14 protein-coding genes and 1 riboswitch are annotated in these 20,209 nt (G+C 73.0%); of the genes, 3 read left to right on the top strand and 11 right to left on the bottom strand.

Annotation, left to right across the window (positions count from 1 at the left end):
* Positions 1-22: 22 nt before the first annotated feature.
* The 5 genes from OG904_RS18015 to OG904_RS17995 form a co-directional block, all read right to left on the bottom strand.
* Positions 23-511, bottom strand: a complete 489-nt coding sequence (locus OG904_RS18015) for a septum formation initiator family protein (protein ID WP_405492154.1) — start codon at positions 509-511, stop codon at positions 23-25.
* A 100-nt stretch (positions 512-611) separates the two neighbouring features.
* Complete coding sequence (gene eno, locus OG904_RS18010; protein ID WP_266908150.1) at positions 612-1,898, bottom strand: phosphopyruvate hydratase; 1,287 nt, start codon at positions 1,896-1,898, stop codon at positions 612-614.
* A 296-nt stretch (positions 1,899-2,194) separates the two neighbouring features.
* Positions 2,195-2,905: a transglycosylase family protein gene (locus OG904_RS18005; RefSeq protein ID WP_405492151.1), complete on the bottom strand. Its 711-nt coding sequence runs from the start codon at positions 2,903-2,905 to the stop codon at positions 2,195-2,197.
* A 2-nt stretch (positions 2,906-2,907) separates the two neighbouring features.
* Positions 2,908-3,079, bottom strand: a riboswitch (cyclic di-AMP (ydaO/yuaA leader).
* 278 nt (positions 3,080-3,357) lie between these two features.
* Positions 3,358-4,440 (bottom strand): transglycosylase family protein, encoded by a 1,083-nt coding sequence (locus OG904_RS18000; RefSeq protein ID WP_405492149.1) that lies wholly within the window; start codon positions 4,438-4,440, stop codon positions 3,358-3,360.
* Positions 4,441-4,582: 142 nt separating this feature from the next.
* The gene (locus OG904_RS17995) at positions 4,583-5,848 is read right to left on the bottom strand and encodes a cytochrome P450 (RefSeq protein WP_405498092.1); all 1,266 of its coding nucleotides are present in this window, start codon (positions 5,846-5,848) and stop codon (positions 4,583-4,585) included.
* Positions 5,849-6,020: 172 nt separating this feature from the next.
* On the opposite strand from OG904_RS17995, the gene OG904_RS17990 reads away from it, so the two are divergent.
* Complete coding sequence (locus OG904_RS17990) at positions 6,021-7,238, top strand: globin domain-containing protein (RefSeq protein ID WP_405492147.1); 1,218 nt, start codon at positions 6,021-6,023, stop codon at positions 7,236-7,238.
* 32 nt (positions 7,239-7,270) lie between these two features.
* On the opposite strand, the gene OG904_RS17985 is transcribed toward OG904_RS17990, so the two are convergent.
* Both OG904_RS17985 and OG904_RS17980 read right to left on the bottom strand, forming a co-directional pair.
* Positions 7,271-8,269 (bottom strand): nucleoside triphosphate pyrophosphohydrolase, encoded by a 999-nt coding sequence (locus OG904_RS17985; protein ID WP_405492145.1) that lies wholly within the window; start codon positions 8,267-8,269, stop codon positions 7,271-7,273.
* Positions 8,270-8,297: 28 nt separating this feature from the next.
* Positions 8,298-8,918, bottom strand: coding sequence for a SurA N-terminal domain-containing protein (locus OG904_RS17980; protein ID WP_405492143.1), 621 nt, complete (start codon positions 8,916-8,918; stop codon positions 8,298-8,300).
* 177 nt (positions 8,919-9,095) lie between these two features.
* Between OG904_RS17980 and OG904_RS17975 the strand changes: the two genes are divergently transcribed.
* The gene (locus OG904_RS17975) at positions 9,096-11,495 is read left to right on the top strand and encodes a YfhO family protein (protein ID WP_405492141.1); all 2,400 of its coding nucleotides are present in this window, start codon (positions 9,096-9,098) and stop codon (positions 11,493-11,495) included.
* 64 nt (positions 11,496-11,559) lie between these two features.
* Here the strand turns inward: OG904_RS17975 and OG904_RS17970 are convergent, their stop codons facing one another.
* The 3 genes from OG904_RS17970 to OG904_RS17960 all read right to left on the bottom strand — a co-directional run bounded on the left by OG904_RS17970 (position 11,560) and on the right by OG904_RS17960 (position 15,973).
* Entirely contained in the window at positions 11,560-13,068 is a 1,509-nt protein-coding gene (locus tag OG904_RS17970; protein ID WP_405492139.1) for a protein kinase domain-containing protein, read from the bottom strand.
* Entirely contained in the window at positions 13,065-13,679 is a 615-nt protein-coding gene (locus tag OG904_RS17965) for a hypothetical protein (RefSeq protein WP_405492137.1), read from the bottom strand. The genes OG904_RS17970 and OG904_RS17965 overlap by 4 nt, the downstream gene beginning before the upstream one ends.
* Before the next feature lie 134 nt (positions 13,680-13,813).
* Positions 13,814-15,973 (bottom strand): N-6 DNA methylase, encoded by a 2,160-nt coding sequence (locus OG904_RS17960; protein WP_405492135.1) that lies wholly within the window; start codon positions 15,971-15,973, stop codon positions 13,814-13,816.
* 183 nt (positions 15,974-16,156) lie between these two features.
* Here OG904_RS17960 and OG904_RS17955 point away from each other — a divergent pair, with 183 nt between their 5' ends.
* Positions 16,157-16,330 (top strand): Rv0909 family putative TA system antitoxin, encoded by a 174-nt coding sequence (locus OG904_RS17955; RefSeq protein ID WP_405492133.1) that lies wholly within the window; start codon positions 16,157-16,159, stop codon positions 16,328-16,330.
* Positions 16,331-16,445: 115 nt separating this feature from the next.
* On the opposite strand, the gene mfd is transcribed toward OG904_RS17955, so the two are convergent.
* Entirely contained in the window at positions 16,446-19,982 is a 3,537-nt protein-coding gene (mfd, locus tag OG904_RS17950) for a transcription-repair coupling factor (RefSeq protein WP_405492131.1), read from the bottom strand.
* Positions 19,983-20,209: the final 227 nt, after the last annotated feature.

Raw genomic sequence — 20,209 nt, 5'->3', positions numbered from 1 at the left:
TACGTGAGGGGTCGGGTACGTCTCAGTCGCCCGGGCGGTCGGCCTTGTCGACACCGTCCCAGACGTTGGAGTACCAGGGCCGGTCGGCGCCGGACTGTCCGCCGCGGCGGTGTTCGGGACCCTGCCCACCGGGGTCGGACATGATGTAGCTGATCTCCCCCGGCCGGACGAAGTGCAGGTGCTTGCGCGCCTGCTGCTCCGCGTACGCGTCGTCCTGCCAGCGGGCCTTCTCGTCGCGCAGCCGTTCCAGCCGGTCCCGCGCGGTGGCGGCGGCCTTCTCCTGCGTCGCGATCTCCGAGCGCTGGGACACGTACTGACGCATCGGATACGCGAGGGCGACGACCAGGGTACAGAGGACGAGGACGAGCAGGGCGGCCCGGCCGGTGAGCCGGCTGCGGCGGACCTGGCGGCGGGACTGCGAGCGGTACACGTGCGCCGCGGTCCGCTCGCCGAGCTGCTTGAGCCTGGTCGCGGTCGAGAACGTGGCGAACCGGTCCCGGTTCCCGGCCATTGATCCGCCTCCCCTATACACGCACTACGCAATACGTCCCCGCACACGGTACGGGACCGAGTGCGGGGACGTAGGGAGGCTTGCGCCCCTAAAGGACCGTTCAGCCCTTGAAGCGCGGGAAGGCGGAGCGGCCCGCGTACACCGCGGCGTCGTCGAGGATCTCCTCGATGCGCAGCAGCTGGTTGTACTTGGCGACGCGGTCCGAGCGGGCCGGGGCGCCGGTCTTGATCTGGCCGCAGTTCACGGCGACCGCGAGGTCGGCGATGGTGACGTCCTCGGTCTCGCCGGAGCGGTGCGACATCATGCACTTGAAGCCGTTGCGCTGGGCCATCTCGACGGCGTCCAGGGTCTCGGTGAGCGAGCCGATCTGGTTCACCTTGACGAGCAGGGCGTTGGCCGAGCCCTCTTCGATGCCGCGGGCGAGACGCTCCGGGTTGGTGACGAAGAGGTCGTCGCCGACGATCTGGACCTTGGCGCCCAGCTTGTCGGTGAGGGTCTTCCAGCCCGACCAGTCGTCCTCGTACAGCGGGTCCTCGATGGAGACGAGCGGGTACGCGGAGACGAGCTCCTCGTAGTACTCGGTCATCTCGGCGGCCGAGCGGGACTGACCCTCGAACTCGTACTTGCCGTCCTTGTAGAACTCGGACGCGGCGACGTCGAGCGCGAGCGCGATGTCCTTGCCCGGGACGTAGCCGGCCTGCTTGATGGCCTCGACGATGAGGTCGAGCGCGGCGCGGTTCGACTCCAGGTTCGGCGCGAAGCCGCCCTCGTCGCCCAGACCGGTCGAGAGGCCCTTGGTGTGCAGGACCTTCTTGAGGGTGTGGTAGACCTCGGCACCCCAGCGAAGGGCCTCGGAGAAGGACTCCGCGCCGATCGGGGCGATCATGAACTCCTGGATGTCGACGTTGGAGTCGGCGTGCGACCCACCGTTGAGGATGTTCATCATCGGAACGGGCAGCAGGTGCGCGTTCGGACCGCCGAGGTAGCGGAAGAGCGGGAGGTCGGAGGCCTCGGACGCGGCGTGCGCGACGGCGAGGGAGACGCCGAGGATGGCGTTGGCGCCGAGGGAGCCCTTGTTCTCGGTGGCGTCCAGGTCGATCATCGCCTGGTCGATCAGGCGCTGCTCGGTGGCGTCGTAACCGACGAGCTCCGGGCCGAGCTGCTCGATGACGGCGAGGACGGCCTTCTCGACACCCTTGCCCATGTAGCGGTTGGGGTCACCGTCACGGAGCTCTACGGCTTCGAACGCTCCGGTGGAGGCGCCGGACGGGACTGCAGCACGGCCGGTGCTGCCATCGTCGAGGCCCACCTCGACCTCGACCGTGGGGTTGCCTCGGGAGTCCAGGATTTCCCGGGCTACGACGACGTCGATGGACGGCACGAGCATCTCCTTCTGGGATGTGACGCTGAGTGTGCGGTGGCATGTCGGGCCGTGGGATGGCCTTGCCGCTTAGAGCCTAACCGGCTCCGGGCACTCGGCCAGCCGACCGCCCGGGTCCTGGGACGAAAAAGGGTCTGAATGCCCCCCTTACAGGACATAGGGCCCTTGATCATCAGTACCTGCGGATGATCCGTCAGCCCGGACGCCCGGGCACGCAGCACCGCCCGGCGCGCAGGGTGTTGCGCGCCGGGCGGTGGAATTACTGCGTGTCGCGGAAAGCCCTACGACTGTTGCGCCAGACTTCAGCTGAGCTTCAGCTTCTGACCCGGGAAGATCAGGTCGGCGTCCGACACGATGTCCTTGTTGAGCTCGAAGAGCTTCTCCCAGCCGCCGGCGACGTGGTTCGCCTCGGCGATGACGCCCAGGTTGTCGCCGGACTTGACCTCGTAGGAGCCGTTGCCGGTCTTCGGGGCCTCGGTCTTCGGGGCCTCGGTCTTCGGAGCGGCCGCCGGACGCTCGGAGCGGGTGGTCGGGGCCTCGGAGCGCTTGGTCTCCTTCTTCGGCTCGGCCTTCTTCTCCTGCTTCTTCGGCTCGGCCTTCGGCTTGGCGGGGGTCTCCGCCGCACCGCCGCCGTTGTAGGAGGCGTTGGACAGGCCGACGCCACAGGACGGCCAGGCGCCCTTGCCCTGGCCCTTGAGGACCTTCTCGGCGATCGCTATCTGCTGCGACTTGGAAGCCTGGCTGGCCTGCGCGGCATACGACTTGCCGCCGTACGCGGCCCACGTGGAGGACGAGAACTGCAGGCCGCCGTAGTAGCCGTTGCCCGTGTTGATGGCCCAGTTGCCGCCGGACTCGCACGAGGCGACGCGGTCCCACTCGGAAGTGGTCGCGGCGGAAGCGGTGCCCGCGGCCATCAGCGGCGCCGCCACGGCGACACCGGCGACACCGGCGAGCGTGACGATGCGGACGGCCCTGGAGCCGCGACGGTGCTTGCCCTTGCCGGAAAGCAGCATGGAGTTCTCCTCACCGACGCCTGCGAGGTGAGCTGTCGGGTTCGGGCGAGTGAGTGCCCGGACAAGCGACCTAGCGCTTGGCTTAACCCCAAGCCGGTTCCGTGACCGTCTCTCAACGGCCGGTTCCGGCGCCTACCTTGGTTCCCCCGCTCCTGCCTTCGGCGCTTGACGCGACGAGTGTTCCCTCCGTCCGCCGGCAGGATTCGGCGATGCGGTCGAAGGAGCCCGCGGTGGCGAGCGATTCAGAAGGTAGACAGGTCTCCCCCCGATGTTCAACGAGGGCCATCGGGGGAAAACGTGCCTACTTGCGCTTCCCGGAGGGGCGTTTGCGCAGGTGAGGGCGGGGTTTGCGGAACCCTCCGGGCCGGACACGCCAGTTGACCTGAAGAGACACATGTCTCACTTACAGAAAACGGACAATCAGCTGCTTCCGGGCGCCTGAAGTGCCGCTATTAGTGCGATAGATCCAGGTTCTGACCGGGCTTGATCAGGTTCGCGTCCTCGCCGATGACCTGCTCATTGGCTGCGTAGAGCGCGTTCCAGCCGCCCTTCACTCCGTTGGCGTCCGCGATCGTGGCCAGGCTGTCGCCCACCTTCACGGTGTACTGAGGGTCCGACGCGGCGTCAGCCGGGGCCGTCTCCTCAACGGCGGCCGGGCCGCGGTGCTTACCGCCGCCCTCGCTCGCACCGGCTGCCGGGGCGGCCGGATCGGTGGTGGCGCCGGGCGCCGCCGGATCGGCCGGGGCGGTGGACTGACCGGGCTGCGCGGACTCCGACGGGGCGCTCGGAACAGTCGGGTTCGCCGGATTCGTCGGATTCGCCGGGTCGGACGGGGTCACCGGAACCGACGGGTCCACGGGGGTTACGGGAACCACGGGCGCGGTCGGGTCCGTGGACGGCGCCGTCGGAACGGTGGGGTCCGCCGGGGTCGTGGGAGCCGTCGGGTCCCCCGGGAGCCCGGGAGGGGCCGTCGGGAGGTCCGGCGGGGGCATGACGGGCAGTCCGCTGGGCGGGCCGATCGGATAGTCGGGCAGCAGGGAGGACGGCGAGGGCCCGGGAGCGGGAGCAGTCGGGGCCCCGAAGTCCGTGGACGGCGCGCCCGAGCCGAGGTAGGGCACGGAGTCGTCCGGGCGGGACGGGGTGGGGGTGATGGATTCGGAACCGCGGGGCAGGCCCGGGTCCACCTCGGCGGCGGGCGCCTGCTGCGTCAGCCCCGCCGACGCTCCGCACAGCGGCCAGGCCTGGGGGCCCTGGGAGGCCAGGACCCGCTCGGCCACGGCGATCTGCTGGGAGCGGCTGGCGAGGTCGGCGCGCTCGGCGAAGTCGAGCCCGCCGGCGTTCTTCCACTGCTCCTGGCTGAACTGCAGCCCGCCGTAGGAGCCGCTGCCGAAGTTGGCGCTCCAGGTTCCGCCGCTCTCGCACTCGGCGACCTTGTCCCATGTGGAGGTCTCCGCGGCGTTCGCGCCCGTGGCGGCGAGCAGCGGCAGGGCCAGCGCGGAGCCTGCGACTCCGGCGGTGACGACAAGTGCGGGCACTTGTCGGGGTCGTCTGTGGCGGCCGTTCCCGGAACGCATGAGGGTGCACCTTTCGCATAACGGCGGGGTAACGGCAGAACCTAGCGGCCTTCGAACGCCTGTCACAAGTTTGGGCGGCAACTGGCTTCCAGTCCGCCTGGTTTCACCTGTTTTGGGGCGTGAAATGGACCGGAAGCGTGCGCAGCCCCCGCATGATGAGCCCGCCGCGCCAGCGCAGCTCCTCCGGCGCCACGGCCAGTTGCAGATCGGGCAGCCGCGTCAGCAGGGTCGCGAGCGCCGTCTGCCCTTCGAGCCGGGCGAGCGGGGCACCCAGGCAGTAGTGGATGCCGTGCCCGTATCCGAGGTGCTGGTTGTCGGTCCGCGAGAGGTCCAGGGTGTCCGGGTCGGCGAACCGCTCGGGGTCCCGGTCGGCGGCCGCGAGGACCACCAGCACCGGATCGCCCGCCGCGATCCGCTGACCGCCCAGGGTCACGGGCTCGGTGGCGAACCGCCAGGTGGCCAGCTCCACGGGGCCGTCGTAGCGGAGCAGCTCCTCCACGCCGGTGGCCAGCAGCCCGCTCTCGCCGGCCGCGAGGGAGAGCTGGAGGCGCTCGCGCTGCTCCGGGTTCATGAAGAGGGAGTGGACGCCGTTGCCGATCAGATTGACCGTGGTCTCGAAACCGGCGAAGAGCAGGATGAAGGCCATCGCGGTGGCCTCGGCCTCCGTCAGGTGGTCCCCGTGGTCGCTGGCCCGGATCAGATCGGAGATCAGGTCGTCGCCGAGGTCGTCGCGCTTGCGGTGGATGAGCTCGCCGAGGTAGGTCCGCATCTGCTTGACCGACCGGGCCACTCCGCCGCGGGGGCCGCCGCCGTGCCGGATCATCATTCCCGCCCAGTCGCGGAAGTCGTCCTGGTCCTCGCGCGGTACGCCGAGCATCTCGCAGATGGCGTAGATGGGGAGCGGAAAGGCGAACTCGTGGATGAGGTCCGCCTCCCCCTTCTCACAGAAGCCGTCGATGAGGTGGTCGGTCAGCTCCTGCACCCTCGGGGTGAACTCGGCGACCCGGCGCGGGGTGAACGCCTTCGACACCAGCCGCCGCAGCCGGGTGTGGTCCGGCGGGTCGATGTTGAGCAGGTGCGTCATCAGCTCCGCCTTGCGCTCCCCCGGGATCCCGGTCCTGCCCTTGGCGTGCGCCGACCCCTCGTGGTGGGCCGGGTTCTTGCTGAGCCGCTGGTCGGCGAGGGCCTGGCGGGCATCGGCGTACCGGGTGACCAGCCAGGCCTCGACCCCGCTGGGGAGCCGGGTGCGGTGCACGGGCGAGTGCTCGCGCAGCCAGGCGTACGCCGGGTACGGGTCGGTCGCGAACTCCCAGTCGAACAGGGTCGGGCCGGATCCGTCGGCCGGAGGGCCGGCGGCGGACCCGTCCACGGAGTGGGCGGCGGCGGGCTCTTCTGGGGCTGCGGGGGTCTGCTCAGGCACCTGGAGACCGTATCCCGCCCGGCAGCCACCGCCCCGAATAGGGTGTTTGTCGCGGCTGTCCGTAGATCCGCCATCGCTTGACCTCACGTTCCCCGGCATTCCTACTTTCGGTTTTGTGGATGTGAGGATCTTGAAAAGCAGCTTCGAGGTGGTGGAGAGACGGGCCGAGCACGCGGTCAAGTTCTTCTACTCCCACCTCTTCTGGCACAACCCCGGAGTCCGTGAGCTCTTCCCGGCCTCCTTCGAAGACATGGAGCGGCAGCGGGACCGGCTCTTCGCCGCGCTCACCCATGTGATCGCCCACCTGGAGAACGACACGCTCGTCCCCTATCTACGCGACCTCGGCCGCGACCACCGGAAGTTCCTGGCGGGCCCCGAGCACTACGCGGCCGTGGGCACCAGCCTGATCGCGGCGCTCGCCGAGGCCTCCGGGTCCGCCTGGCACCCTCAGACGGAAAAGGCCTGGTCAGAGGCGTACCAGTTCATCGCCGACACGATGATGGCCGGAGCCCGCGCCAGCGAGGACCCGCCCTGGTGGGACGCGGAAGTCGTACGACACCTGCTGTACGGGCAGGACATCGCCGTCCTCACCCTCCGCCCGCACGCCCCCTTCCCCCATGTCCCGGGCCAGTACGCGAGCGTGAGCAGCGGCCGGGTCCCGACGACCTGGCGCACGTACTCCCTGGGGAACGCGCCCCGCCCCGACGGGACGGTCGACCTCCACGTCAGCCGGATCGAGGGCGGCCGGCTCAGCACCTCCCTGGTCCGCGAAGCGCTGCCCGGGGACGTGCTCAGGCTCGGGGCGGCCGGCGGGCAGCTGACGTTCCGCCGCGAGGACCGCCCGGTCAGCTTCATAGCCGCCGGCACCGGATGGGCCCCGATCCGCGCCATGCTGGAGGAGCTGGCGGACCGCCCTCCCGATCAGGACGTACGCCTCTTCGTGGTCGCGCGGGACGCCGCCCACCTCTACGACCGCCCGCTCATCGACCAGTGCGCGGCCGCCTTCGGCTGGCTGAGCGTCACCTACATCACCCCCGCCCCCGGGCAGCACCGCAACGAGGCCACCGGCCGGCTGGCCACCGCGCTCAGCAACCGCGGGCTCTGGCCCGACCAGGACGTCTACCTCAGCGGTCCGCCGCAGTTCATCGAGGAGACCGCGTACCTCCTGGAGGGGCTCGGCGCGCGGCCCGACCGGATCTTCTACGACTCCGTACCCGTCAGCGGCCAGGGCCAGGGCCAGGGCCAGGGGAACCGGCCGATGGGCTTCGGCGAGTGGTTCCTGAACCGCCCCGACCCGCACTGGCACAACCCGTCGGGCCGCGCGCCCCGGGAGTACTGAACGGCGGACCCCTCTTCCGCCGCGCCCGGGGGCTACTCGCCGACGCCCTCGGCGCCGCGGATCGCGTCCCGGTAGACCCGGGCCGCCGCGCGCAGCGCGGTCTCGGGGTCGGTGCCCGCCGCCTCGGCGCGCGCCGCCAGCTCCAGCAGCTCGTACCCGACGCCCTCGCCGCGCGGGAGCTCCACGGCCATCCCGCCCGCCCTGACCCGGCCGGCGAGTTTGGCCGCGAGCGCGAGAGCGGGCTGACCGACCGGAATCCCGTCGGTCACCGACTCCCGCCGCTTCTCCACCTGCTTGGTGCGCTGCCAGTGGGCGTTCACGTCCTCCGGGGTCTGTGCCGTGGCGTCGCCGAAGACGTGCGGGTGCCGGTGGATCAGCTTCTCGACGAGGGCCCCGGCCACGTCGTCGATGGAGAACGGCTCGTCCTCCTCGCCGGGGCCGCCCTCCTCCGCGATGCGCGCGTGGAAGACCACCTGGAGCAGGACGTCCCCGAGCTCCTCGCGCAGCTCCTCGCGGTCCCCGTCCTCGATGGCCTCGACCAGCTCGTACGCCTCTTCGATGGCGTACTTCACCAGCCCCTCGTGCGTCTGCTCCGAGGTCCACGGGCATTCGCGCCGGACCCGGTCCATCACCTGGACGAGGTCGAGCAGGCGCGCGCCCGGCAGATCGTAGGAGCCCGGCAGCAGCTCCAGGTCCGGTACGGCCACCCGGCCGGACCCGGCGAAGCGGGACAGGCCGTCGGTGAGCCGCCGGTCGCCCTCGCCGCTCAGGAGCACGACGACCGTGCGCCCGCCGGCACACTCCTCGATCAGCGCCTGCGCGTCCGGGGACTCCAGCGCCACCTCCACACCAGCCTCGCGCAGGTACGGCAGCTGCGCGTGGCCCGGGTCGGCGCACAGCACCCGGTCCGCGGCGTGCAGGGTCCGCCAGGCCGGCCAGGACAGCACGCCGGGGGCGACCCGGTGGCTGGTGGTCAGCAGCACGATGCGGCCGGTGGGCTCGGAGGGCTCGGAGGGTACGTCGTCAGTCACCCTCCGAACCTACCTCCGGGCGGCCCGCTCAGGCCCCGGCGGGGGGCTGCTCGGGCCGGGTGACCTGGGTGATCCAGGGGGTCTCGGACTCGCCGAGGGTGACCCGCTGGGGGTCCCAGACGCCGTAGCGCGGGTTGACCTGGATGCCGAGCTTCGACGCCGCCTTCGAGGCGGGCTCGGCGAGCTTGCCCTCGCCGTACTTGGCGTTGAGCTTGCTGAAGAGCACCTGGTCGCGGACCCAGCGGTCGATCTGGTCGGGGGCGATGGCGGCCTTCTGCAGGATCGCCTCCTCGAAGGCCTCGGCCCCGCGGTTGTTCTGGTCGTAGGACTTGCGCTCGTCCTCCAGCTCCTTGGGGGTGAGCGTGATGCCCGCGTCCTTCGCCATCCGGTCGAGGATGCGGCTCTGGAGCATCGTGCTGAGCTTGACCCGGTCCAGCTGCGGGACGGCCGCGATCAGCTCGGCGGAGTGTTCGGAACGGTTCTGCGCGGAGCGGACGTCGTTCACCTGGGCCTGGAGCGCGGAGGTGGTGATCCGTTCGCCGCCGATCACGGCCGCGGTGCCGGGGCGGGCTTCGCCCGAGCACGCGGACAGCAGAGGGGCCGCCAGGAGCAGGGCGGCGGAGACGGAGAGCGCTGTGCGACGGTGCAAAGGAGCCTCCAGGGCCGGGAGATTGTGCTTCGGTGCACAAGGGCCGTGCGGTGATCGATGTTATGCAGTCGAGGTGGCCGGAGCCACCTGTTCGACCAACGATTCCGGGGGTGTTGGGGTTCGCGTTCACCCGGTGGCCACCCTTCGGTCCACCGGCACTGCCAAGGTCGGGCCACCATGCCGACTCCGCACCGCTCCCCGCGCCGCCCGAGCCTGCTCGGCTCGGCGCTCGCCGCCCTGATCACGACGGTGGCCGTGTGCGCCGGAGACGCGGTCGCGCGCGTCTTCCCGTACGGGCCCCGCCACCGCAGCATCAACGACCTCGGCAATCAGTTCGTGCCCTTCCACGCGCACCTGTGGGACCTGCTGCACGGGCGCGCCGCGGGCGGACTGCTGCTGAACTGGCAGTCCGGGTACGGAAGCAGCTTCCTGCCCGATTTCGGGACGTACCTGACCAGTCCGTTCGCGGTGCTGGTGGGGGTCTTCCCGCGGCAGGACGTGGACCTCGCGGTGTACGTGGTCACCGTGCTCAAGACGGCGGCCGCGGCGGCGGCGATGGCCTGGCTGCTGCGCACCCAGCGGCGCGGTCCGGCGTGGGCGGCGGGGCTGCTCGGGGCCTCGTACGCGCTGTGCGGCTGGTCGGTGATCGAGGCCTCGTACAACCCGATGTGGCTGGACGGGCTGATCGCCTTCCCGCTCCTGTGTCTGACGGGTGAATGGGCGCTGCGCTCGCGCCGCCCGGCGGCCGCCTCGGTGGTCGTGGCGCTCTGCTGGACGGCGAACTTCTACACCGCCTACATGGCGACGCTGGGCGCGGCCCTGGTGCTGCTGGTGCGGGTGCTGCTCGCCCGGGAGGGCGCGGGCCCGCGCGTACGGGTCCTCGCGCGGGCGGCACTGACCACGGTGCTGGGCATCGCCCTGTCGGCGCCGGTCCTGGTCCCCCTCTTCCTCAGCTCGAAGCAGGCCTACCCGGGGTGGTTCAAGCCGTTCCGGCCGGTGGGGACCGAGGACCTGCTGGCCCGGCTGCTGCCCGCCACCTACTCCTTCTCCACCCCCGCCCTCTTCATCGGCACCGGGACCCTGCTGCTGGTGGCGGCCCTGCCCTTCCACCGGGCGGTGGCGGGGCGGGCCCGGCTCGCCTGGGCGGGGCTCGTCCTGCTGGTGCTGCTGTCCTTCCAGTGGATGCCGACGCACCTGGCCTGGCACCTCTTCGCGACGCCGAACGGCAGCCCGTACCGGCAGACCTTCGTGCTGGCCGGGATCGTCGTGATCGCCGCCTGGGCGGGACTGTCGGCCGGCCTGCCGGGGCCCCGGGCACTGGCGGGCGGCGCGGGCGTGCTGGCGGCCGTGGCGCTCGCGGCGAGCGGGAGCGGGCTGGCGACGGCCTGGGGCCTGGCCCTGTTCGGCGGCGGCCTGGCCCTGGCGGCCGCGGCCTGGTGGGCGCTGCGCCACCGGCGCCTCGCGCTCCCGGCGGCGGGCGTGCTGGCGCTGGTCCTGCTGGCCCAGGCCGCGGCGACGACCGCGTACGGGGAGAAGGGCAAGCTGGCGGGCCTGGACGACTATCCGGTGTGGGGCCGGGCCCACACGGCGCGGGCCGGGGCGCTGGCGGCCGCCGAGGGCTGGCCCGCGTACCGCACGGACGCCGGGCGTCCGGCACTGACCGGCAACGACCCGATGCTGCTGGGCGGGGAGGGCGGCGCGTACTACAGCAGCCACACCCCGGACCTGTTCACCCGGACCATGGTGGCCCTCGGGGCGGGCTGGACCTCGCGCGGCCGCAACGTGCAGAGCCTGGACAACCCGGTGACGGACGCCGTCTTCGCCGTCGGCGCGCGGCTGCGGCCGGACGGCACGATCGCCCGCGCCGAGGTCCCGCCGCTGGTCACCACCCGCCCGCCGGGCCCCGAGCCCGTCTTCGGCGACTCGCCCTTCGCCAACCAGGAACTCCTGCTGGGCGCCCGGGTCTACGAGGATCCGCTCTCCCCCGGTGTCTGCCGGGCGGGTACGGAGGCCTTCCTGTGGGCCCCGCAGTACAACGCGACGGCCCGCCTCGCGGACGGACCGGCCTTCCGGCTCAACGCCAACCCACCGCGCAACCGGGCCGCCCTGCAGCCCATGGGCGTCTCGCACGGCCCGGCCTCAGAGCTGGTCTTCGAGCAGGCCGCCCCGGCGCAGTGGCAGTTGTCCTGTCTGGACCGCCCCCGGCTGACCGCGGCGGTCGCCCGGCTGCGCGCCACGGCGGCGCTCTCCGTGCGGGCCGGCTCCTCGGGCGTGCGCGCCGTGCTCCCGGCGGGCAGCACGGGCACGGCGGTGCTCTCCGCCCCCGCCATCGCGGGATGGAGCTGCAACGGCCGCCCGGCCGCCAGCCACCTGGGTCTGGTCGCGATCCCCCTGGACGGTCACACCACCACCGTGACCTGCACCTTCCGCCCGCCGGGACTCGCCCCGGGCCTCGCGGCCGCGGGGGCGGCCCTGCTGGTGATCCTGGCGTTCCCGGCCCTGCTGCGGACGGGCCGGCGGGGCGCTGCGGGTACCGCGCGGATTGCGGGTACTTCGGGTACTGCGCCTACTACTTGACCGGGCCCAGGCAGAGGACGACCTCCGCTCCCCGAGGAGATGCCCAGTCGTGATCCGGACAGCGTCAGCGCACCTGTCCCAGCCACTGGAGGGTGCGCCGGACCTCCGCGGAGAAGGGGTGCGCGGGGCCGTGCAGGCGTTCCGCGTCGAAGAGGAGGCGGGCCAGGGTGTCGTGGGCCGCCGGGCGGTCGCCGAGGGAGAGCAGCAAATGGGCTATCCGGCGGCGGACCTCCAGGGGCAGTCCCGGGTCCGGGTTCGCGTAGTGGTTCTCGAAGAGCGGCAGCAGCGCGCGGTACTCGGCGAGCGCGGCCGCCGGTTCGCCGAGCTGCTCCAGGCACTGGGCCGCGTCGTAGCGGAAGCGCAGGGAGCTCGGATCGCCGGCCGGGAACTCCTCGGCGAGCCGGCGCAGTTCGGGCAGGGCCCGGCGGTACTGGCCGTCGTCCATCAGCGTGGCCGCGTACTGCTTGCGCAGGGAGCGGACCACCGGCGAGTGTTCGCCGTGCTGCTCGGCCGCGGCCGGGAGGATGCCCCCGAGGATGTCCACGGCCTGGGTGAGCATGCCCTGGTCCAGGAGCTTCTTCGCCTCCTCGACGGCCGCCGGGACGTCCGGCCTCGGCGGCGCGGGCGGGGTGGCGGGCCGGGGCGGGATCACGGTGGCCCGGTCGGGCCAGGGGGCCTGCGGGCGCAGGAAGGGCCGGGTCGGGTCGAGCGGTCCGGTGGGGGCGCCCGAGCCGTGGTGGGGCAGCAGCGGCGCGAGGGCCGCGTACACCGCCTGCGCGGAGGCCGGCCGGTCCTGCGGGTCCTTCGCCAGGAGCCGCAGGAGTACGGCTTCCAGCTGCTGCGGGACCTCGGGGCGCAGCTGGCGCACCGGGAGCGGGGGCTCGTACAGGTGGCGGTGGAGCACCCCGAGCGCCGTGGATCCGGCGAAGGGGACGTTGCCGGAGAGGAGCTCGTACAGCACGACGCCGAGCGCGTACAGATCGGTGTGCGGGCCGACGGCCCCGCCCATGGCCTGTTCGGGCGCCATGTACGCGGGGCTGCCGATCGGCGAACCGGTGCTGGTGAGGCGGGTGGTGTCGGTGTCCATCACCGAGGCGACGCCGAGGTCCAGGACCAGCACGGTCCCGTCGGGGCGGACCATCACGTTGCGCGGCTTCAGGTCGCGGTGCACGATCGGCACCGCGTGGACGGCCGACAGCACCGAGCACAGCTGCGCGATCACCGAGACCGCCCACGGCCACGGGTACGGATCGTGCTCGGCGAGGTGGTCGGCGAGGTCGGCGCCCTCGACGTACTGCATGACGAGGTAGAGCTCGTCGCCGTCGTTGCCCGCGTCGTGCACGGTGACCAGCCCGGGGTGGTCCACCTGCGCCGTGACCCGGCATTCGCGCACGAAGCGGCGGCGCAGCTCGTCGGCGACGGAGCCGGGGCCGGCCACCTTGTCGGGGCGCAGCAGTTTGACCGCGACGCGGCGGTCCAGGCGCCGGTCGTACGCCGTCCAGACCTGGCCCATGCCGCCCTGGCCCAGGATGGTGGCGAGCTGGTAGCGGTCCCCGATGAGCCGGTCCGTCACGGGCGGGGGCCCTCGTTGTGGGGCGGCTGCTGCCGGCGCAGGAGCTCGCTGAGCTCGTCGAGTTCGGCGCGGACCTGCCCGATGCGCGGCGGCGCTGCCGGGGCGGCCCCGGGCTCCGGGGCCTGCTGCGGGGCGGGCTGCTGCGGCTGCTGCTGCGGCTGCGGGACGGGCTGCGAGGTCTGCTGGGCCTGCGGGTACCCGTAGGAGGGCTGGGGCGGCAGGTACGGGGCGGCGGGCGGCGGGTACCACCCGGCGGCGGGTACGGCCTTGTGCGCCTCGTAGTGCCGGATGTCGGCGACGAGGTAGTACGCGCACACCGCGAAGCCGGTCAGGATCGTGCCGAACGCCCCGGTGTTGCCCTGCCAGCCGCTCGTGTCGGGTGTCGGGTCGGCGCCGATCAGCGCCACCCAGAAGACCTCGAGCCCGCCGGTCGCCGCCAGCAGCCCCCAGTCCCGGGGTTTGCGGGTGACCAGCGCGAGCCGCAGCATCGTCCCCCAGGCGAGGAACCCGCAGCTCAGGAAGGGCAGCAGCGTGAACAGCACGCGGAGCGCCACCACGCCCCCGGTGCTGGGCTGGTGTCCGTGGGGCGGCGGTGTGCCGGGGCCGTGCATCGCTGCTCCTGACGGGCCGTGCGGAGGAAGGTTCGGGTCCTGAGCGTATACAGCGTTTCCGGCCGGGAGTGAGGGGATGCGCCCAACCGTTGCACGGTCGCAGCCCGGCGGGCGGACCCGCGCGGTGCGCGGGCTCATTCCGGGCGGACCGTACCGTCCGACAGACCGTCGTACAGCCCCTGTACGAGCTGCTCCCCCAGCCGGGCGGCCAGCCGCAGGGCGTCCTCGAACTCGGCGAGCGCCCGGAACCGCGCCCCGTAGACCTCCTGCTCGGCCAGGGGCAGCCGGGGCAGTTCGAGGCGGCGCACGTCGAGCCTCGCCGTGCTGAAGGCGTGGCTGCTGGCGCGGCGGTTGTTGGCGGTGGCGCGCAGGAATCCGGCGAGGAACCAGGGGTCCAGCGCGGCCGGGTCGGCGCGCAGCAGCTGCAGCCCCCGGCCGGGAACCGCGCCCGCGGTGGCCGCGTCGATCACCCGGGCGGTGCCCGCACCGCCGGTGACGGGCACGACCACGTCGCCGGGCTCGGTGAGCAGCGGTTCGTCCGCGGCGGCGGCCAGGATCCCCGAAGGCCCCGTCCCGGCGCTGACGTCGTACTCGGTCAGGACGGGGGCCCGGCCCGCGCCGCTGCCGGTGCCCGCGTGCAGCAGCAGGGCCCCGGCGCGCACGAGTTCGCCGACGGTGGTCGGCGCCGGGCGGGGCCGCGGGGCGGCCGCCGGGTCGGTGGGGCCGGCGGAGTCGGCAGAGTCGGCAGGTGAGGCGGCGGACCCGGAGGGCCCGGCGGGCCGGTCCGCGGAACCGGCGGCCGGGGCCGGGGCCGGGGCCGGGGCCGGGGCCGGGGCCGGGGTCTGCGGGGTGAGCCGGGCCGCGCGGGTCAGCGTCGCGTCGAGCCGGTCCCGTACGGCGGCCAGCTCGGCCACGCCGCCGCCCGCGGCGGGCGGCGGCAGGTGGCGGGCCGGGGTCAGGTCCACGTCGTCGTCGAGCAGGTCCACGAGGGGTACGACGCGGCGCACGCCCGGGACATCCGGGGCCGCGCCGCCGCGTTCGTACGCCGTCCAGGCCTCCTCCACCGCGCCGTGCACGGCGGCCCACCCGGCCCGGCCCTGCCCCTCGGCGCCGAGCGCGGCCGCGTCCACGAGGAGCAGTCCGGAGGCGGGCGCCGCCTGCGGGGCGGGCCTGCGCAGCACCCACAGGTGGAGCGGGATCCCGTAGGGCGGCGCCGCGCCGGCCGGGAGGGCGACGACGGCCCGCAGCGCGCCCCGGCGCAGCAGGTCGGCCCGGATGCGGCGGCCGGAGCGGCGGGCGGCCGCGGCGGGCGGCATCAGCAGTACGGCGGTGCCGCCCTCGCGCAGGTGGGCCAGGGCGTGCTGGACCCAGGCGAGTTCGGATTCGGCGCGGGCCGGCAGGCCGTACTCCCAGCGCGGGTCGTAGGCCAGTTCCCCGTGCCCCCAGTTGCGTTCGTTGAACGGCGGGTGGCAGAGCACGGCGTCGACCCGCTCGGCGCCGGGGGGCGGGAAGGCGTCCGCGCGCAGGCTGTCGGCGGCGGCCGCGCGGACCTGGGCGTCCGCGTGCAGGGCGAGGCGCAGGGCGGCGAGGGAGGCGAGCTCGGGCGAACTGTCCTGCGCGTAGCGGACGGTGGCTCCGGGGACCGCCCTCAGCAGGGTGCCGGCGCCGCAGGCCGGGTCCAGGACGGCCTGGACCCCGGGTCCGGCGAGGGCGGCCATGAGGGTGGCGACCCGGTCCGGAGTGGGCGCGTACTGGCGGGGGTTGGCTTCGAGGTGGCGGCCGAGGAGGAACTCGAAGGCGCCGCGGGTCCCGAGCTCGGCGGCGAGTTCGGCGGTGGCCCGCAGGAAGGGCATCGCGGCGGCCTGCGGGGCGGCGGCGCCGAGCGGGTGCGCGGGGCCGAGCCGCAGGGTGAGGACCCGGTCGAGGGCGGGCCCCAGCAGGGCGGCCATCCGCTCGTCGGAGACGGCCGCGGCCTCCAGCCACTCCCGGGGCCGCTCGCGTACGAGGAGCAGCGCGCTCCCGGCCGTGACGAGCGCGGCCACGGAGCCGCCGGGGTGGGCGGCGGCGTACCGCCAGACGCGTTCGCGCAGCGGCACCTCGGCGAGCTTGCCCTGGACCCGGAGCCAGTCGGTGACGGCCGGGAGGGCGAAGGAGGGGCTCGTCTCCGTACCCCCGACGGGCGGGGGGAAATCGGCATGGCGGCGGCGCCAGTTGCTCACGGCGGCGCGTCCGACTCGGGCGAGCCGGGCGATCTCCGCGGCGGTGACTTCTGGGGCGGGCGTCGGCTCCGGCATGGCGTGAGTGTAGCGGCCGAGGAGGCGAGAGACCGATTCACAGCGTGAATTCACGGATCCAAGACAATCCCGTTGACTCGGTTCACACGCTCCCGCGATTTCGGGACGTTACGACCCTCCGGCGGGCGAACCACGGGAAACGCGCGTACCGTCGCAAGCGGGATTACGGAAGGAGCCCAAAACATGGGGATCTTTGACAGGTTCAGGGACCAGGCCAAGGACAAGGCCAAGGACATCTCCGACAACGTCGAGGCCGAGGTCAACGAGAAGACCGGCAACAAGTACGCCGACACCGTAGACAAGGCCCAGCAAACGATGGAGCAACAGCTCGGCATCGACGACGACCCCAAGAAGTAACCCCGCGCGGTATCGCGAACGGCCGCGGCCGGGGACCGTGAAGGTCCCCCGCCGCGGCCGTCGCCACGTCCCGGGGGCGGGGCGTCGCCACGACCGCCCCGCACCCCCTACGGGGTCAAGAGCCGAGGATCGTGGCGAGGAACTCCCCGGTCCAGCCCAGCAGTTCCCGCCCGACCAGCGGCTTCCCGCCGACCCTGGCCGTCTTCGGCCGCGGGATCAGCACCTGCGAGGCGGCCGGCTTGAGCACGGCCCCCGGGTAGAGGCGCTTGAGCCGCAGCTCCTGCGATTCGCGCAACTCCACCGGCCCGAAGCGGATGTTGGGTCCCTGGAGGGTGATGTCACCGACCCCGCAGGCGCGGGCGAGCATCCGCAGTCCGGCCACCAGCAGCAGGTTCTCCACCGGCTCCGGCAGCTTGCCGTAGCGGTCGGTGAGCTCCTCGCGGACGGCCTTGACGTCCTCCTCGGAATTGGCCGACGCGATGGACCGGTACGCCTGGAGGCGCAGCCGCTCGCCCGGCGCGTAGTCGTGCGGGACGTGCGCGTCGACCGGCAGCTCGATCTTGACCTCCAGCGGCGGCTCCTCCTCCACGCCTCCGTCGACGGCGGACCGGTAGTCGGCCACGGCCTCGCCGACCATGCGGATGTAGAGGTCGAAGCCGACGCCCGCGATGTGACCGGACTGCTCACCGCCGAGCAGGTTGCCCGCGCCGCGGATCTCCAGGTCCTTCATCGCCACGTACATGCCCGCACCCATCTCGGTGTGCTGGGCGATCGTCGCGAGCCGCTCGTGCGCGGTCTCGGTCAGCGGCTTCTCCGGCGGGTAGAGGAAGTACGCGTACCCGCGCTCACGGCCACGGCCCACCCGGCCGCGCAGCTGGTGGAGCTGGGAGAGGCCGAAGTTGTCGCCGCGCTCGACGATGAGGGTGTTGGCGTTGGAGATGTCGATGCCGGACTCGACGATCGTCGTCGAGACCAGGACGTCGAACTTCTTCTCCCAGAAGTCCACCACGACCTGCTCCAGGGCCTGTTCCGACATCTGCCCGTGCGCCGTCGCGATGCGCGCCTCGGGCACGATCTCGCGGAGCTTGGCGGCCGCCCGGTCGATGGACTCGACCCGGTTGTGGATGTAGAAGCACTGGCCCTCGCGGAGCAGCTCGCGGCGGATCGCGGCGCCGATCTGCTTCTCCTCGTAGGGGCCGACGAAGGTCAGGACCGGGTGGCGCTCCTCCGGCGGGGTGGTGATCGTGGACATCTCGCGGATGCCGGTGACCGCCATCTCCAGGGTGCGCGGGATCGGGGTCGCGGACATCGTCAGCACGTCGACGTTGGCGCGCAGCTTCTTCAGCTGCTCCTTGTGCTCGACGCCGAACCGCTGCTCCTCGTCGACGATGACCAGGCCCAGGTCCTTGAACCTGGTCTCCTGCGAGAACAGCCGGTGCGTGCCGATGACGATGTCGACCGAGCCCTCGCGCAGCCCCTCCAGGGTCGCCTTGGACTCGGAATCGCTCTGGAAGCGGGACAGCGCCTTCACCTTGACCGGGAACTGCGCGTACCGCTCGGAGAAGGTCCCGAAGTGCTGCTGCACCAGCAGCGTGGTGGGGACGAGTACGGCCACCTGCTTGCCGTCCTGCACCGCCTTGAAGGCGGCGCGGACCGCGATCTCGGTCTTTCCGTAGCCGACGTCCCCGCAGATCAGGCGGTCCATGGGGACGGACTTCTCCATGTCCTCCTTGACCTCGGCGATGGTGGTGAGCTGGTCGGGCGTCTCCGCGTACGGGAAGGCGTCCTCCAGCTCGCGCTGCCAGGGGGTGTCGGGGCCGAAGGTGTGGCCGGGCGCGGCCATGCGGGCGCTGTAGAGCCTGATCAGGTCGGCGGCGATCTCCTTGACCGCCTTCTTCGCGCGCGCCTTGGTCTTGGTCCAGTCGGCGCCGCCGAGCCGGTGCAGGGTCGGGGCCTCGCCGCCGACGTACTTGGTGACCTGCTCCAGCTGGTCGGTGGGGATGTAGAGCCGGTCGCCGGGCTGACCGCGCTTGGCCGGGGCGTACTCGACGAGGAGGTACTCGCGGGTGGCGCCCTGCACGGTGCGCTGCACCATCTCGATGTACCGGCCGACACCGTGCTGCTCGTGGACGATGTAGTCGCCGACCTCCAGGGTGAGGGGGTCGATCGTCTTGCGGCGCCGGGTGGGCATCCGGCCCAGGTCCTTGCTGGCGGTGCGCTGGCCGGTCAGATCGGTCTCGGTGAGCACGGCGAGCTTGAGCACCGGGTCCACGAAGCCGTTGTCCAGGGAGCCGCACGAGACGTGGACCAGCGAGGGCTCCAGCGCGGAGACATCGGCCTCCAGGCGGGCCGCGATGCCCTCGCCGCCGAGCACCTCGACGGTACGGGCGGCCGGGCCGTGGCCCTCGGTGAGGTAGACGGTGCGCCAGCCGTCGGAGATCCAGGCCTTGGTGTCGGCGAGCGCCCGGGCGGTGTCGCCGCGGTAGGCCTCGGGGGCGTGCATGCCGAGGGTGAGGCTGTCGCGGCCCACGGCTGCGTCCTCGTCGGCGGCGAAGGGGGAGACCGACCACCACATCATGCCGAGCTCGCGCGCGTGCTCCCGTACGTCCGCGATCCCGCGCAGCGAGGCCGCACCGACGTCGATGGGGGCCTCGCCGCCGCCCGCGGTGGCCGCCCAGGAGGCCATCAGGAACTCCTGCGAGGTCGCCACCAGGTCGGAGGCCCGGGTGCGCACCCGCTCCGGATCGCACACGACGGCCATCGCGCCGGCGGGCAGTACGTCGATCAGCAGCTCCATGTCGTCGACCAGGACCGGGGCGAGGGACTCCATGCCCTCGACCGCGATCCCCTCGGCGATCTTGTTCAGCAGCTCGCCGAGCTCGGGGTGCAGCTCGGCGAGGGCCGCGGCGCGCTCGCGCACCTCGTCGGTGAGCAGCAGCTCGCGGCAGGGCGGGGCCCACAGACCGTGCTCGGCGATCTCCAGGGAGCGCTGGTCGGCGACCTTGAAGTAGCGGATCTCCTCGACCTCGTCGCCCCAGAACTCCACGCGCAGCGGGTGCTCCTCGGTGGGCGGGAACACGTCGAGGATGCCGCCGCGCACGGCGAACTCCCCGCGCTTCTCCACCAGCTCGACCCGGGCGTACGCGGCCGCGGCGAGCGCGTGCGTCACCTCGCCGAGGTCCACGCTGGCGCCCTGGCGCAGGCTCACCGGGACCAGCTCCCCGAGGCCCTTGACCTGCGGCTGGAGCACGGACCGGATCGGCGCGACGACCACGGACACCGGGCCCGCCGCCGGGTCGTCCTTGCTCGGGTGCGCGAGGCGGCGCAGTACGGCGATCCGGCGGCCCACGGTGTCGCTGCGCGGGCTCAGGCGCTCGTGCGGCAGCGTCTCCCAGGACGGGTACTCCGCCACCTCGTCCGGCGGCAGGAGGGAGCGCAGGGCCGCGGCCAGGTCCTCGGCCTCCCGCCCGGTGGCGGTGACGGCGAGCACGGTCCGGCCGGTACGGGAGGCCAGCGCGGCGATCGCGAAGGGCCGCGCGGCGGCCGGGCCGACGAGGTCCACGTGCATGCGGTTGCCGTCCCCGGCCGCGGTGACCGCCTCGGTGAGTGCGGGGTCCCGGGTGACGGCGTCGAGCAGTCCGTGCAGGCTCATGAAGGCGGCTTTCCATCCGGTGAGGTGCGGTTGAGATGCCGTGGGGCGGCAACGCGAAGGGCCCGACACGTCTCACGGGCCGGGGGCTCCCACCCTACGACGCGGGACCGACAGGCGCGCGGGAGATCGGCGGCGCCGGGGACCCCCCGGCGCGCTCCGGGACCCGGCGGGCCGTCGTGGGCCCGGAAACGCCGACCGGCCCCGGTCCGCCCGAAGGGGTGGACCGG

It is taken from the genome of Streptomyces sp. NBC_00096 (assembly GCF_045041305.1).
Taxonomy (GTDB): Bacteria; Actinomycetota; Actinomycetes; order Streptomycetales; family Streptomycetaceae; genus Streptomyces.
This window is presented reverse-complemented; position numbering and strand designations above follow the sequence as displayed.